A 15,324-nucleotide genomic window follows, 5' to 3' on the forward strand; every position below is an offset into this window, starting at 1 on the left:
CGCGGACACATCGAGCCGATCAGCATGACCTCCGTTTCCGTAACGCTGTCGGTTGCCGGATGAGCGACAAGCTGCTGACGCCGATCGAGATCGGCCTGACTGCCGCGATTGTCGCGATCGAGCACCATGAGCCGCTGGTCCTCACCGCGCGCGGCGACGACGGGCTCATCGGCCTGCCGTTCGGTCCGTTCGATGCGCTGAGCCATCGCACTTTCGAAATCGGTTTGCGCGCCTGGGTCGAGGAGCAGGCGGCCTTAAGGCTCGGCTATGTCGAGCAGCTCTACACCTTCGGCGATCGCGGCCGCCATGCCGAGGTCGCCGACACCGGCGCGCACACCGTGTCGATCGGCTATCTCGCGCTGACGCGTGCGGTCGACGGAGCGGTCGCCGCGACGGCGGCGAGCTTCGAGCCCTGGTACCGGTTCTTTCCCTGGGAGGACTGGCGCGAGGAGCCGCCCGCGATCATCGCCCGCGACATCGTCCCGCCGCTGACGAAATGGGCCGAGGAGGAAACGCCGGAGACGACCCGTGCGCTGCCGCGCAAGGATCGCGTGCGGCTCTATTTCGGCGTCGATGGCGCGGCCTGGGACGAGGAGCGTGTGCTCGACCGCTACGAGCTGCTCTATGAGGCCGGCCTGATCGAGGAGGCGCGACGCGACGGCCGCCCTGCGGCATTAGCGCGCAAGACGCTGCCCGCGCTCGGCACTTCGATGCGGTACGACCATCGCCGAATCCTCGCCACCGCGATCGCCCGGCTGCGTGCAAAACTGAAGTATCGTCCTGTCGTCTTTGAACTTTTGCCTGCCGAGTTCACACTCACCGAATTGCAGTACACGGTGGAGGCGATCTCCGGCCGGCACCTGCACAAGCAGAATTTCCGCCGACTGGTCGAGACGGAAGCCTTGGTCGAACCGACCGGGGTGATGTCGACACAGACTGGCGGACGGCCGGCAGCGCTCTATCGCTTCCGGCGCGAAGTGCTCCAGGAGCGGCCGGCACCCGGCTTGCGCGTGCGCTCCCGGCGCTAGACCATTTGCGTGATCGGCCGTTGTGCGCCGATTGCCTGGAGGCCTTATGTTCGACGCCCCGTTCGACGTCTTTGCGGTGATGCTCGCGGTCGCCGCCTTCCTGATCGCGATGAAGGCCTCCAATCAGGCAGCCGAGCTGCGCAGGCGGCTGAGCTCGCTGGAGGCAGCGCTGCAAGGCCAGCGGCCGATCCAGCCGCCGCCGCTGGTGCCCTTCCAGGAGCAGGGGTCGGCGCCCGCCGAAGCCGCGCCAGAGCCGCCGCCCATCGCGCCCGAGGCCGAACCGGCGCCGCCTCTCGTCGCTGATGCCGCCGCACCGCCGCCGCTCGAGCCGAGCCCCGATGTGCCGCCGCCGGCACCGACTGCCGGGCCCGGCTTCGAGGAGCGCCTCGGCACGCGCTGGGTGGTGTGGATCGGCGGCCTTGCGCTCGCGCTCGGCGGCTTCTTCATGGTGCGCTATTCGATCGAGGCCGGCCTCGTCGGCCCCGGCGTGCGCGTCTTCCTCGGCGGGCTGTTCGCGCTGGCGCTGCTCGGCGCCGGTGAATGGACGCGGCGCAAGGAGAGCATCTCCAACATCCAGGCGCTGCCGATCGCCAACATTCCGGCGATCCTCACCGCGGCCGGAACGGCGGTGGCGTTTGCGACCATCTACGCCGCCTACGCGCTCTACGGCTTCCTCGTTCCCGCGACAGCCTTCGTGATGCTCGGCCTCGTCGCGCTCGCCACGCTCGCCGCTGCGTTGCTGCATGGACCCGCGCTCGCCGGCCTCGGCGTGGTCGGCGCCTTCGTCACGCCCGTCCTCGTCTCCAGCGGCAAGCCGGACTATTGGGCGCTCTACGTCTATCTCGCCGTCGTCAGCGCCGCGAGCTTCGGTCTTGCCCGCATCCGGCTGTGGCGCTGGCTCGCGGTGACCACCATCGCCTTCGCCGTGCTCTGGACCTTCCCCGGCCTCGATGTCGCCGAGTTGCAGGTCGCGCCGCATGCCTTCCACGTGATCGCGGGCTTCGGGCTCGCCGCGCTCCTCGTCGTCTGCGGCTTCATGTTCGGCCCCACGATCGACGACGGCCAGATCGAGCCGGTCTCGTCGAGCGCGCTCGCCGCGTATCTGTTCGGCGCGATGCTGATCGTGCTGTCGAGCGCGCATGCCGATCTTGCGCTGATCGCCTTCACGCTCCTTGTCGCGGCAACGCTCGCCGTTGCCTGGCGCGCACCGGCGGCGACCGGCGCGCTGGGCGCGGCCAGCGCCACCGTCTTCATCGTGTTCGCCGAATGGGCGGTGCGCGCCAATCCGGACATGCTGGTGCTGCCGGGCGGCCCCCTGCCCGGCATCGGCCCGACCGCGACCGACAGCGCAATGACCTTGCACCTTGTGATGGCAGCGATCTTCGCGGCCGGCTTCGGCGTTGCCGGCTTTCTCGCACAGGGCCGTTCGAGCTCGGCGATCGTCCCGATCGTGTGGTCGGCGACCGCGGTCGCAACCCCGATCGCGCTTCTCGTCGCGCTTTACGCACGCATCGCCCATCTCGACCGCTCGATCCCGTTTGCGATCCTTGCGGTGCTGCTTGCCGCTTCGTTCGGCGCAGCGACTGAAGCGCTCACGCGCCGCGGGACCCGGCCGGGTATTGCGATCTCCATCGCCCTGTTCGCCACCGGCACGCTCGGCGCGCTCGCGCTGGCGCTGACCTTCGCGCTGGAGAAGGGCTGGCTGACGATCGCGCTGGCGCTGATGTCGCTCGGCACCGCCTGGATCTCGATGCAGCGGCCGATCCCGTTCCTGCGCTGGCTCGCCGCCATCTTCGCAGGCATCGTCACCGCGCGGATCGCCTACGATCCGCGCATCGTCGGTGACGCCGTGGGCACCACACCGATCTTCAATTGGCTGCTGTGGGGCTACGGCCTGCCCGCGCTGTCGTTCTGGGCGGCGAGCCTCTTTCTGCGCCGCCGCGGCGACGATCCGCCGCTGCGGATGGTGGAGGCCGCCGCGATCCTGTTCACGGCGCTGCTCGCCTTCATGGAGATCCGTCACCTCGCGACCGGTGGCCGCATGACGTCGCCGCCCTCGCTACTCGAATTCGCGCTCCAGCTCTGCGTCACCCTCGCGATGGCAATCGGGCTGGAACGGCTGCGGTTGAGGACCCACAGCATCGTGCACAATGTCGGCGCCGTCGCCCTCACGGTGATCGCCGGGCTGATCAGCGTGTTTGGCCTCCTGATCCTGGAGAATCCGTGGCTGCTCAGCAGCGTCGATGTCGGCGGCCTCGTGTTCAACCTGCTGCTGCTCGGCTACGCGCTGCCGGCGGTGCTCATGCTGCTGCTGTCCTATGCGGTGGCAGGACATCGCCCCGCGCCTTACGCCAACACTATTGCGGGCGGCGCGCTGGTATTCGCGCTCGCTTACGTGACGCTGGAGATCCGCCGCTTCTATCACGGGCCGGTCCTGCTCTACGGCGCAACGACGGGCGCCGAGCAATACACCTATTCGATCGGATGGCTCGCTTTCGGCGTGGTGCTGCTCGGCGTCGGCATCCTCGTCAATTCGGAGCGTGCGCGGCTCGCCTCAGCCGTCGTGATCGCGCTCACGATCCTGAAAGCTTTCGTCGTGGACATGTCGACGCTGACGGGCGTCTATCGCGCGCTGTCGTTCATGTGCCTCGGTGTCGTGCTGGTCGCGATCGGCTGGCTGTACCAGCGCATCCTGTTCCGGCGGCAGGCATCGGCGCCGCCGGCACCAACGAACGCATAAGGATCAAGCCGCGCGGACCGAATCCAGGAACTGCGCGACTTCGACCTTGAGACGCGTGCTGTCGCTCGCGAGCGACTTGGCGGCCGACAGCACCTCCGTCGAGGCCGAGCCGGTCTCGATCGCGCCGCGCTGCACGTCGGTGATGTTCGAGGAGACCTCCTGCGTGCCGACCGAGGCCTGCTGCACGTTGCGCGAAATCTCCTGCGTGGCTGCGCCCTGCTCCTCGACGGCCGCTGCGATGGCGGAAGCCACCTCGGACAGCCGTTCGATGGTGCCGCCGATCTCCTGGATGGCGCTGACGGACTCCTGCGTCGCCGCCTGGATGCCCGCGACCTGCTGGCCGATCTCGCCCGTCGCCTTCGCGGTCTGCTCGGCCAGGGCCTTGACCTCGGAGGCGACCACGGCGAAGCCGCGGCCGGCTTCGCCCGCGCGCGCCGCCTCGATGGTCGCGTTCAGCGCCAGGAGGTTGGTCTGACCCGCGATCGTGTTGATGAGCTCGACGACGTCGCCGATGCGCGACGCGGCCTGCGACAGCGCGTTGACTCGCTCATTGGTGCGCGTTGCCTGCTCGACGGCCTCGGCCGCCATCCGCGCCGAATCCTGTACCCGGCGGCTGATCTCGGTGATGGAGGACGACAGCTCTTCCGAGGCCGACGCCACCGCCTGCACGTTGGTGGACGCCTCCTCGGACGCGGCGGCAACGACGGTCGCGAGCTCCTGGCCGCGCTGCGCGGTGCTGCTCAGTGTCGTCGCGGATGCCTCGAGTTCGGTCGAGGCCGACGACACGGTTCCGACAACCTCGCCGATCATGGCCTCGAACTTGCGGGTGATGGCGTCGACGCGGCGGCCGCGTTCGATCTTGGCTTCGGCATCGCGCGCCGCCGTCTCGTCAGCGGCGTTCTTGGCGATCAGCGCTTCCTTGAAGATCTGGAGCGCATCCGCCATCGAGCCGATTTCGGTCCTCTCACCGCGATGCGGCACCTCGGCCGAGAGGTCGCCCTCACCGAGCGCCTGCATCGGGCGGATGATCGAGGCGATGCCGCGCGAGACGTCGCGCACGAGGTAATAGGCGGCGCCGATCGCGACCACGACGGCAACAACGATGACGCCAACCAGCAAGCGGAAGATGGTGGCATAGCTGTCGGCCGCCTGCTTCGTCTCCATCTCAGCGCCTTGGTTGTTGAGCTCGATGTCCTTCTGGAGCAGCGGATCGGCCGCCTGGGCCATCTTTGCGACCTTGGTCTGCAGCAGCTCGTTGGCATCGGTCGGGAAGCGGCCGACGCCCTTGCGCGACAGCGCCGTCACCTCCTGCACGCCGTTCAGATACTCGGCCCACGCCTTCGTCCACTGCTCGTAGAGGGATCGCTCTTCGGTCGACGTGATCAGGGGTTCATAGACCTTGCGCGTCTGCTCGACGCGCTCGCGCAGCGAGGCCAGCCGCTTCTCGGCGGCATCCTTGCCGTCAGCGGTGTCCTGCATGAGGTGCAGGCGGAGCGCGACGCGCAGCTCGTTGATGTCGGCTCGCAGCGAGCCGAGCGCGCGCACGCTCGGCAGCCAGCTTTGCGCGATCTCGACGGTGTGGGCATTGATGTTCTGCATGGTGCCGATCGCCATCACGCCGACGCCGGCGAGCGAGAGCACGAGGACCGACAGAACGGTCAGAATCTTGAAAACGATCGACAACTTCGACATCAGACGAGGTCCCGGACGGTGATGATACTTGGCCACGCGCAGCAAACTCGCGCCGCCATCGTCGCGTCGACGAGGGGACGGAGGTCAGTTCAACAATGCTGGCTGGTTCTTGTCCGGTAGGATTGCGCTCATAGTTGCAAACAGCCGTTAACGGGAGCCTCCGTAGAATTACGGATTGCTCGCCTCAGGCCGCCCGCACCGAGTCCAGAAAGCGCGCGACCTCGCTCTTGAGCCGGTTGCTCTCGCGCGACAGCGATTGCGCGGCCGAATGCACCTGTGCGGACGCAGCCCCAGTCTCGCCGGCGCCGCGCTGGACGTCGCCGATGTTGGCCGAGACCTCGAAGGTGCCGCGCGCGGCGTGCTGGATGTTGCGGGAGATCTCCTGCGTCGCGGCGCCCTGCTCCTCGACCGCGGCGGCGATGGTCGACGAGATCTCCGACATCCGCGCGATCGTGTCGCCGATCTCCTTGATCGCGCCGACGGAGTCCTCCGTCGCCGTCTGGATCGCGCCGATGTGCTGGCTGATCTCGCCCGTCGCCTTCGCGGTCTGCTCGGCGAGCGCCTTCACCTCGGTCGCCACCACGGCAAAGCCCTTGCCGGCCTCGCCCGCCCGCGCCGCCTCGATTGTCGCGTTCAGGGCCAGGAGGTTGGTCTGGCCGGCGATGGTGTTGATCAGCTCGACCACGTCGCCGATGCGGCCCGCGGCCTTCGTCAGCTCGGCGACGCGCGCATTGGTGCGCTGCGCCTGCTCCACCGCGACGTCGGCCACGCGCGCCGATTCCTGCACCTGACGGCTGATCTCTGAGATCGACGACGTCATCTCCTCGCTCGCGGAGGAGACCGACTGCACGTTCGCGGACGCCTGCTCCGAGGCCGCAGCCACGGCCGTGGCAAGCCCGTTGCCGCGCCCGGCGGCCTGCGTCAGCGTGTTGGAAGAGGCCTCGAGCTCGGTTGCTGCCGACGAGACGGTCTCGATGATCTCGCCGATCGCGCCTTCGAACGTATCGGCGAGGCGCTGCATATCCGCCTTGCGCTGCGCGCGCCGATGCGCGTCCGCTTCCGCCTGCTCGGCGCGCAGCCGCTCGGCTTCCGTCATGTTGGTCCTGAACACTTCGACCGCGCCCGCCATCTCGCCGATCTCGTCCTTGCGACCGATGCCGGGGACAGTGATCGACAGTTCGCCGCGCGCAAGCCGCGTCATCGCACCGACCATCGCGGAGAGCGCCTTCGAGATCGAACGTCCCAGCAAGAAGCCCACCGCGGCGAGCACGACGACGGTGACACCGAAGGCGACCATCATCCACAGGCGAACGGCCTCTTGCGTCGCGGCCTCGGCGGCGTAGGCCTGTCTATACATCGCTTCGACGGCGGTCCGCACCTCCGCCATCAGCGGCTCGAGCTCGCGAAACGTCTTCATCATGCTCGCGTCATAGGCCGCGCTTTGCTGCGCGGTCTCTGCCCATGCGAGGAACTCCGACTGGTATTTCTGCAGCTTCGCCGTGATGTCCGTCATGACCGAAGCGGGCACCGCCGCGGCTTCCATGGCCTTGGCGAACTCGCCCGCAGCCTTCTTCAGCTCGGCAATGTATTTCGGATCGCGCCGAAGCATGAAGTCCTTCTCGTGCCGGCGCATCATCAGCATCCAGCTCGTCAGCCGCGGATTGTCGAGCTCCTTGAGCTTTGCCTCGATGTCATGCACGGCGCCACGGAGCGAGCCGGACAGGCCGACCGTCTCGTTGAGGCCGAGCTTGATTTCGGCGCCGACCAGCGCGGCGAAATCCGCGGCGTAGCGCTTGAAGCCGTCCTGGGCCTGCCTCATCTTGTCCGACAGCGCGCTCATGCCGCCGGCCGACATCAGCCGCTCCACCTCGTCAAGATCCCGGTTGATCGGCCCGATCAGCTCGGCATGAGCCTTGGCGTAGCTCTCGCTGCGGCGCTGTTGAAAATTCTTCTCGTTGCGGCGCGCCTCGAGCATCTCGATCGATATCTGCTTGTTCAGATCGACGATCGCGCGGGCGCGATTGGCGGTGGCGCGGGAGCCGTCCTGGGACAGGCTGCCGATCTGATAGATCGCGCCGAAAGCGACCAGCCCGACGAGGCCGAAGAAGCCGATCGCCATGACCTTGTGGGTGAGGCGGATGGAAAGGCCGCTCATGAATGTGCTCCAGTACGATCGAGACGCAATACTGGGAGGGCTCGGCAACGGCCCGGAAAATCGCGGCGATGATGACTGCTTCGCTTTTCTGGAAAGTTAACCTTGCGCATCATTCGTCGCGGCGTCGCAACATGAACGCGCGCGAGCGCTACGCGGCTACGCGCGACGGTTGTGCAATCGCCGAGGGATCTCGAAAGAAGCGGGTGAGGAAGAGCGAAGCGATGGCGCGCTATCTGTGTCGCACCATCCAGCGCGACGCTGCGTGCTCAATCGATGTTGTTGGGAAGCGGATAGGTCTCGCCGACCAGGCTGATGCGAAACACCGGCCTCTTCTCTTCGTCGAGCAGCTCCATGCTCCATTTGGCATTCGGCTTCAGGCTGCGCGCGATGCCGCCGAGCAGGTTGGCGCAGACCTCGGTCATCTCCGTCCAGGCCGCTGCGCGATCGTCGAATTCATAAGGCTGGTCGGCGGCGCCGGAATACCGACCGGTACTGATGCGAAAAAAATAAAGCGACATCGTCGAACCCTTCATAGGGCTGCCCCCCGGCCGTCACCCAAACTGGGTGCGAGTCGCTACCAAGGCATGAAAGAAACCGCCCGTATGACTACGGCGCGGCGGCCCGAGGGCTGCTGAATATCGTCGACAAGGCGTGCGCGCGATCCCGCGCGCGGCCCAGAAACTCAATCGGTCGAGCGGCGCAGCTCGAGCGGACCTTCGCTCCTGGCGGGCTCCGATTTGACCGGCTCGAGCCGGCCGCGCTCGACGCGCGGCGTCTCGACCCGTGCGGCGACTTCGGTGCTCGACGAGGCGACCGAACCGGTGCGCTCCGACGCGCGCAGCGAGCGCGGCCGCGCAGCAGCGCGCGCCATCAGCATCTGGTTGCCACCCTGGTGATGGAAGTCGCAATAGGCGAAGCCCATGCCCGATACCGAGCCGCGGAAGCTGCGCTCATCGGTCTTTTCGAGGTTGAAACACGGCTCGAATGGAATGCCCTTGATCGAGGCGCAGACGTTCTGGCCACGAATCTGGAGCGTGTTGCCGGGCAGGCGGATGTGGCGCACCGGACCTGCGCCGGAGAACTGCACCGCGCCGGCAGCGCCGAGATCGTCGAGAATACGGCCTGCGCCGCGGGTACCGTCGAAGCAGGTGAAGGCGAAGACCTTGCCGGCAACGAAGCGGCGCGCCTCATCGGCGTTCATGCTCCCAGCAATGGCCGGCGTGAACGTCGCTGCCGCCGTGACAGCCCCCAACACAATACGCGCAAGCATGCTCAAACTCCGAACAACCCCCGCAGCGGGCGATGCCTGATCTCTCTTTACCCGCTGATTACCATACTAACCATGGCAACAATGGAGCAGCTTGGTTGGTAAAGTCTGAACGCCGTTAGAGAATCTTTACCACGATCCGGCCGCGGACCTCGCCGGCAAGAATTTTCGGGCCCCATTCGATGGCCTCGCCGAGCGAAATTTCATGAGTGATTTCAGATAGTTTCGTCCGATCCAAGTCGGACGCCAGGCGCAGCCAGGCGGCCTTCCGCGGCGGAAGCGGGCACATCACCGAATCGATGCCGAGAAGGCACACTCCGCGCAAAATGAACGGCGCGACCGAGGACGGCAGGTCCATGCCGGCGGCAAGGCCGCAGGCCGCGATCGCCCCGTCATACTTGGTCATCGACAGGAGGTTGGCGAGCGTGGTCGAGCCGACGCTGTCGACGCCACCCGCCCAGCGCTCCTTGGCGAGGGGCTTCGCCGGCGCCGACAATTCGCTGCGGTCGATGACTTCGGCTGCTCCCAGGTGCTTCAGATAGTCGGCTTCAGAGGCGCGGCCGGTGGAGGCGATGACGTGATAGCCGAGCTTCGACAGCACGGCTGTTGCGACTGAGCCGACGCCGCCGGCCGCGCCCGTCACCACCACGGGGCCGCTCTTCGGCGACAGCCCATGCTTTTCCAGCGCCAGCACCGAGAGCATCGCGGTGAAGCCTGCGGTGCCGATCGCCATGGCGTCGCGCGTCGATAGCCCCTGTGGCAATGCGACCAGCCAATCGCCCTTCACCCGCGCCTTCTCGGCATAGGCGCCGAGATGGGTCTCGCCCATGCCCCAGCCGGTGCAGACGACCTTGTCGCCCGCTTTCCATTGCGGATGCGAGGATTGCTCGACCGTGCCGGCAAAGTCGATGCCGGCGATCATCGGGAAGCGTCGGACCACCGGCGCCTTGCCGGTGAGCGCGAGGCCGTCCTTGTAGTTCAACGTCGACCATTCCACGCGCACAGTGACGTCGCCGTCCATCAGTTCGGCTTCGTCGAACTGCGTGAGCGCGGCGGTGGTGCCCTTGTCCGCCTTGTCGATCCGGATCGCCTTGAATGTGGCCACGGCTGAACTCCCTGACTTTGTTTCAGGGGATGTTTAGCCGATCAGGCAGGCTGCGCAACCGCCCGCTGGACCGGTTTCTCCACGATCGGCAGATTGATCAGCGCCGAGAGCACGCCGAACAGGATCGAGAGCCACCAGATCGGCGTATAGGAACCGAACCGCTCGAACACGATGCCGCCGAGCCAGACGCCGAGGAAGCCGCCGACCTGATGGCTGACGAAGGCAAAGCCGTAAAGCGTTGCGAGCCAGCGCGTGCCGAACATCAGCGCCACCAGCGCAGAGGTCGGCGGCACCGTCGACAACCAGGTCAGGCCGGAGACCGCGCCGAACGCGATCGCCGAGAACGGCGTGATCGGGAACGAGATGAAAGCCAGCGTCGCGAGCGCACGCGTAAAGTAGATCGTCGAGAGGATGTAGCGCTTGGGCAAATAGTTCTGGAGATAGCCGACGCTCAGCGAGCCCATGATGTTGAACAGGCCGATCGCCGCGATCACCCAACCGCCGGTTTGCGTCGAGATGCCGCGGTCGACGAGGAACGCCGGCAGATGAACCGTGATGAAAGCGAGTTGGAAGCCGCAGGTGAAGAAGCCGAGCACCAGCAGCACATAGGAGCGATGACCGAAGGCTTCGGCGAGCGCCTTGGTGAAGGACTGCTCATCCGCGGCCGTCGCGCTGGCGGAGCTTTCGACCGGCGGCGTGGAGAGCGCCAGCGATAGCGGGATGATCAGCAGCATCAGTAAGCCGAACACGGTGAGCGCCTGCTGCCAGCCGAAATTGTCGATCAGCGCCACACCGACCGGCGCGAACAGGAACTGGCCGAATGAGCCCGCCGCGGTGCCGGCGCCAAGCGCAAGGCCACGCTTCTCGGCCGGCAGCAGCTTGGTGAACGCCGACAGCACCAGATTGAACGAGCAGCCTGCGAGACCAAAGCCGATCATGACGCCCGCACCGAGGTTCAGCGACATCGGAGTCGACGAGTAGCGCATCAACAACAGGCCGCCGGCATAGAGCACGGCACCGACGCACATCACCCGGAACAGGCCGAAGCGGTCGGCGACCGCGCCGGCAAACGGTTGGCCCAGTCCCCACAACAGATTCTGCACGGCAATCGCGAGACCGAACACATCGCGGCCCCACGCGAACTCATGGCTCATCGGCTGCACGAAGAAGCCGAGCGCAGACCGCGGGCCGAAGCCGAGCATGCCGATCGCGCAGCCACAGAGAATGATGATGGCCGGCGTGCGCCAGGTGGAGGAACGCGAAACCGGACCGAGCTCGCTCGCTTGTGTCGACATGCAATTCCTCATGTGTCGCTGGCGGGTCCGGGATAGGCAACGCCGAACAGCGATTTAATGCAGTTGCATGAAAATCCCAAGTCAAAAGTGATTGCGTTCCACGAAGAGCTGTCGCGGGAGCATTGCGTTTCAACGAGGCCTCGCCTGACGCGCGAGGCGCGATTTGACGAGAATGTGTGCGGCAGGACCTAGCGGCCCTCACACCGACGTGCTATTTTTGATTTACTCAATTTGAGTATATCGTGAGCTCAACGAAGTCCCCCCGGCCCCTCGGCCGGATTTCTCAGGCCCCATATATACTCACATCGAGCATAACTAACATGCACGGGAGGCTTCGATGCCGATCACTGGAATTTACGGCCCCGACGATTTCACCAGCCGGCCTCAAGGCCAATCCGCCACCTCTGCCCGCCCCGCGCCTGTCCGCACGGCGCCGGCGCTGCCGATGCCGTCGCTGGCATGGACGGCCGAGGTCGAAGCGGCGACCGCTCATCTCTACGAGCGGGTCAAGCACGTGATCCCGCCGATCGAGTGGCCGCTGATGGCGCCGACCATCAAGGCGATCAACGAATTGAAGCAGGCGCGGGGCGCAGTGATCCTCGCGCACAACTACCAGGCGCCCGAGATCTTCCACTGCATCGCCGACATCGGCGGCGACTCGCTCCAGCTCGCGGTCGAAGCGACCAAGGTGAAGGCCGACATCATCGTCCAGTGCGGCGTGCACTTCATGGCCGAGACCTCGAAGCTGCTCAACCCGGACAAGACGGTGCTGATCCCCGACACGCGCGCCGGCTGCTCGCTTGCCGCCAGCATCACGGGCGCCGATGTGCGGCTGCTCCGTGAAAAGTTTCCCGGCGTGCCCGTCGTCGCCTATGTCAACACGTCGGCGGAAGTGAAGGCCGAGGTCGACATCTGCTGCACTTCATCGAATGCTGTGCAGGTGGTCGAAAGCCTGAACGCGCCCAGCGTGATCTTCCTGCCCGACCGCTATCTCGCGACTTATGTGGCCTCAAAAACCGATGTGAAGATCATCGCCTGGAAGGGCGCCTGCGAGGTGCACGAGCGCTTTACCGGCGAAGAGCTGCGTAGCTATCGCGACGCGGACCCGTCCGTGCAGATCATCGCGCATCCCGAGTGCCCGCCGGACGTATTGGCGGAAGCCGACTTCACGGGCTCGACCGCGCACATGATCAATTGGGTGCGCGAGAAGCGGCCGAAGCGGCTCGTCATGATCACGGAATGCTCGATGGCCGACAATGTGCGCGCCGAGCTTCCCGACGTCGAGATGCTGCGCCCCTGCAATCTCTGCCCGCACATGAAGCGCATCACACTATCCAACATTTTGGACAGCCTGCTGACGCTTCGCGAGGAGGTGACGATCGATCCCGCACTCGCGATGCGCGCACGGCGCTCGGTCGAGCGGATGATCAATTTGAAGAATTAGCGACACACGCGCCGTCGTTCCGGCCTAGTGCGCAATTGCGCACTAGGCCGGAACGACGGTGGAGAGCTTGGAGAAAAACCATGACCAACATCCACAATCTCACCCGCACTACCGACGACGTCGTCATCGTCGGCGGCGGGCTTGCCGGGCTGTTCTGTGCGCTGAAGCTGGCGCCGCGGCCGGTGACGCTGATTTCGGCGGCGCCGCTCGGACAGGGCGCATCGTCGGCTTGGGCGCAAGGCGGCATCGCCGCGGCGGTGGCCGAAGGCGACAGCCCCGAATCACATGCCGCCGATACCGTCGCGGTCGGCGGCGGCCTCGTCGATGAAGCGGTCGCACTTGGGATCGCGCGCGAGGCGGGCCTGCGAATCCACGATCTGCTCGCTTATGGCGTGCCATTCGATCGCGACCTCGAAGGCAAGCTCGCGGTCGGCCGCGAGGCCGCGCATTCGGCGCGGCGCATCGTGCATGTGCGCGGCGACGGGGCGGGTGCAGCGATCATCGCGGCCTTGAGCGAAGCCGTGCGCCGCACGCCTTCGATCCGCGTCATCGAGGGTCTTGCTGCCGAAGCCCTGCTGACCGAGGACGGCGCGGTCACCGGCCTCCAACTGCGTGAGGTTGCGAACGCGGCGGCACGGCCGACATTTCTCGCCTCACGCGCGATTGTGCTCGCAACCGGCGGCATCGGGCATCTCTATGCCGCCACCACCAACCCGGTCGAGGCCGGCGGATCTGGCCTCGCAATCGCCGCGCGCGCCGGTGCCGTGATCGCTGATCCCGAATTCGTCCAGTTCCACCCGACCGCGATCATGGTCGGCCGCGATCCGGCGCCGCTGGCGACGGAGGCGCTGCGCGGCGAAGGCGCGACGCTGATCAATGGCAACGGCGAACGCTTCATGCTGGCGCGCCATCCGCTCGCCGAACTCGCGCCGCGCGACATTGTGGCCCGCGGCGTGTTCGCCGAGGTCGCGGCAGGGCACGGCGCCTTCCTCGACGCGCGGCAGGCGCTCGGCGCGCGCTTCGCGGAAAAGTTTCCGACCGTGCATGCGAGCTGCATCGCCGCCGGCATCGATCCCTCGACGCAAGCCATTCCGATTGCACCGGCCGCGCACTACCACATGGGCGGGATCGCGGTGGACGCGCGCGGCCGCAGCTCGATCGACGGACTCTGGGCCGGCGGCGAAGTGTCGTCGACCGGGGCGCATGGCGCCAACCGGCTCGCCTCCAATTCGCTGCTGGAGGCTGTGGTCTACGCCACGCGCATTGCCGACGACATTGCCGGCTGCGCGATCCCCTCGCCTGCCCGGCTCTCCGATGGACTGGTGACGCCGCCCGGCGGCACGGCGGATGCTGCGGCCGTGAAGCGGCTGCGTGCGATCATGAGCTCACGGGTCGGCGTAGCCCGCGACGGCGAGGGCCTTGCGGAAGCGGTGCGCCACCTTGGCGCCCTCGAACGCGAGGCCACGAGCGGTGCGCTGCGCAACATGGCGACAGCAGCCCTCCTCGTGGCGGCCGCAGCCTGGGCCCGGCGCGAGAGCCGCGGCGCGCACTTCCGCTCCGATCATCCGGTGGAGGTTGCCTCGCGCGCGCAGAGAACCATGACCACGCTCGCAGCGGCGCGCGAGGTGGCCGAAAACCTCACCGAGCACTCACGGCCGCGAGCCGCGCAACCCATGATCGCCTGACGGAGCCTTGCATGATCACGCCCGCTTCTCTGCTTTATCCCGACGCCTTCCTCTCGCCGCTTGCGATCGACGAAGCCGTGCACCGCGCGCTCGACGAGGACCTCGGCCGCGCCGGCGACATCACCTCGCTGGCGACGATTCCCGAGGCCACGACGGCGCAGGCCATCCTGGTCGCGCGTCAGGCCGGCGTGATCGCCGGACTGCCGCTTGCGCTCACGACGCTGCACAAGTTGTCGCCGAACATCGAGGTGCGGACGCAGGTCCGCGATGCGGCACGCGTTGCCCGTGGGCAGCACGTGTTGACGATCACCGGTCCCGCACGCGCCATTCTCACGGCGGAGCGCACAGCGCTGAACTTCGTCGGCCGGCTGTCGGGCGTCGCGACGCTGACGGCCGACTACGTCCGTCAGACGGAAGGCACGAAAATGCGCATCTGCTGCACCCGAAAAACCACACCGGGATTGCGGGCGCTGGAGAAATACGCGGTGCGCTGCGGTGGCGGCTTCAACCACCGCTTCGGCCTCGACGATGCGATCCTGATCAAGGACAACCATATCGCGGTCGCCGGCGGCATCCGCCCGGTGCTGGAGCGCGCCCGTGCCCATGCCGGCCATCTCGTCAAGATCGAGATCGAGGTCGACAGGCTCGCGCAACTTCGCGAGGTCCTCGACAGCGGGCTTGCCGATGCCGTGCTGCTCGACAACATGGACCTCGCCACGCTGCGCGAGGCGGTGAAGCTTGCAGCCGGTCGCGTCGCGCTGGAGGTCTCCGGCGGCGTCACACTGGAATCGATTGTCGCGATCGCAGCAACCGGCGTCGACTACGCCTCGTCCGGCGCGCTGACACACTCGGCGCCGAATTTCGACTGCGCGCTGGATATCGAGGCGTGAGGTGGCTCACTCCCTCTCCCCGC

Annotated in this window: 11 protein-coding genes; 5 read left to right on the forward strand and 6 right to left on the reverse strand. The window is 66.8% G+C overall.

Annotated elements, in window-relative coordinates:
• Positions 1-59: 59 nt before the first annotated feature.
• Entirely contained in the window at positions 60-1,028 is a 969-nt protein-coding gene (locus K289_RS0123430) for an NAD regulator (protein ID WP_027553767.1), read from the forward strand.
• Between the two features lie 46 nt (positions 1,029-1,074).
• The gene (locus K289_RS0123435; RefSeq protein ID WP_027553768.1) at positions 1,075-3,768 is read left to right on the forward strand and encodes a DUF2339 domain-containing protein; all 2,694 of its coding nucleotides are present in this window, start codon (positions 1,075-1,077) and stop codon (positions 3,766-3,768) included.
• 3 nt (positions 3,769-3,771) lie between these two features.
• Here the strand turns inward: K289_RS0123435 and K289_RS0123440 are convergent, their stop codons facing one another.
• The 6 genes from K289_RS0123440 to K289_RS0123465 form a co-directional block, all read right to left on the reverse strand.
• Positions 3,772-5,460, reverse strand: a complete 1,689-nt coding sequence (locus tag K289_RS0123440; RefSeq protein ID WP_027553769.1) for a methyl-accepting chemotaxis protein — start codon at positions 5,458-5,460, stop codon at positions 3,772-3,774.
• Between the two features lie 184 nt (positions 5,461-5,644).
• On the reverse strand, positions 5,645-7,615 hold the full coding sequence (locus K289_RS0123445) for a methyl-accepting chemotaxis protein (RefSeq protein WP_027553770.1): 1,971 nt from the start codon (positions 7,613-7,615) through the stop codon (positions 5,645-5,647).
• 266 nt (positions 7,616-7,881) lie between these two features.
• Entirely contained in the window at positions 7,882-8,133 is a 252-nt protein-coding gene (locus K289_RS0123450) for a hypothetical protein (RefSeq protein ID WP_027553771.1), read from the reverse strand.
• 164 nt (positions 8,134-8,297) lie between these two features.
• Positions 8,298-8,885: a hypothetical protein gene (locus tag K289_RS0123455; protein WP_027553772.1), complete on the reverse strand. Its 588-nt coding sequence runs from the start codon at positions 8,883-8,885 to the stop codon at positions 8,298-8,300.
• A 115-nt stretch (positions 8,886-9,000) separates the two neighbouring features.
• On the reverse strand, positions 9,001-9,987 hold the full coding sequence (locus K289_RS0123460) for an MDR family oxidoreductase (RefSeq protein WP_027553773.1): 987 nt from the start codon (positions 9,985-9,987) through the stop codon (positions 9,001-9,003).
• 41 nt (positions 9,988-10,028) lie between these two features.
• Positions 10,029-11,282, reverse strand: coding sequence for an MFS transporter (locus K289_RS0123465; protein ID WP_027553774.1), 1,254 nt, complete (start codon positions 11,280-11,282; stop codon positions 10,029-10,031).
• Positions 11,283-11,619: 337 nt separating this feature from the next.
• Here K289_RS0123465 and nadA point away from each other — a divergent pair, with 337 nt between their 5' ends.
• From nadA to nadC, 3 genes are all read left to right on the forward strand, one after another.
• Complete coding sequence (nadA, locus tag K289_RS0123470) at positions 11,620-12,726, forward strand: quinolinate synthase NadA (RefSeq protein WP_027553775.1); 1,107 nt, start codon at positions 11,620-11,622, stop codon at positions 12,724-12,726.
• An 80-nt stretch (positions 12,727-12,806) separates the two neighbouring features.
• On the forward strand, positions 12,807-14,411 hold the full coding sequence (locus K289_RS0123475) for an L-aspartate oxidase (RefSeq protein WP_027553776.1): 1,605 nt from the start codon (positions 12,807-12,809) through the stop codon (positions 14,409-14,411).
• A gap of 11 nt (positions 14,412-14,422) precedes the next feature.
• A complete protein-coding gene (gene nadC, locus K289_RS0123480; RefSeq protein WP_027553777.1) occupies positions 14,423-15,301 on the forward strand; it encodes a carboxylating nicotinate-nucleotide diphosphorylase in 879 nt (292 codons plus the stop codon).
• The last annotated feature ends 23 nt before the right edge of the window (positions 15,302-15,324 follow it).

This window comes from Bradyrhizobium sp. Cp5.3, assembly GCF_000426265.1.
In the GTDB taxonomy this organism is placed as follows: Bacteria; Pseudomonadota; Alphaproteobacteria; order Rhizobiales; family Xanthobacteraceae; genus Bradyrhizobium; species Bradyrhizobium neotropicale.

Bases quoted from the DNA above. Each gene is read 5' to 3' on its own strand.
- K289_RS0123430 (WP_027553767.1), top strand. From the start codon at position 60: ATGAGCGACAAGCTGCTGACGCCGATCGAGATCGGCCTGACTGCCGCG.
- K289_RS0123435 (WP_027553768.1), top strand. From the start codon at position 1,075: ATGTTCGACGCCCCGTTCGACGTCTTTGCGGTGATGCTCGCGGTCGCC.
- K289_RS0123440 (WP_027553769.1), bottom strand. From the start codon at position 5,460: ATGTCGAAGTTGTCGATCGTTTTCAAGATTCTGACCGTTCTGTCGGTC.
- K289_RS0123445 (WP_027553770.1), bottom strand. From the start codon at position 7,615: ATGAGCGGCCTTTCCATCCGCCTCACCCACAAGGTCATGGCGATCGGC.
- K289_RS0123450 (WP_027553771.1), bottom strand. From the start codon at position 8,133: ATGTCGCTTTATTTTTTTCGCATCAGTACCGGTCGGTATTCCGGCGCC.
- K289_RS0123455 (WP_027553772.1), bottom strand. From the start codon at position 8,885: ATGCTTGCGCGTATTGTGTTGGGGGCTGTCACGGCGGCAGCGACGTTC.
- K289_RS0123465 (WP_027553774.1), bottom strand. From the start codon at position 11,282: ATGTCGACACAAGCGAGCGAGCTCGGTCCGGTTTCGCGTTCCTCCACC.
- nadA (WP_027553775.1), top strand. From the start codon at position 11,620: ATGCCGATCACTGGAATTTACGGCCCCGACGATTTCACCAGCCGGCCT.
- K289_RS0123475 (WP_027553776.1), top strand. From the start codon at position 12,807: ATGACCAACATCCACAATCTCACCCGCACTACCGACGACGTCGTCATC.
- nadC (WP_027553777.1), top strand. From the start codon at position 14,423: ATGATCACGCCCGCTTCTCTGCTTTATCCCGACGCCTTCCTCTCGCCG.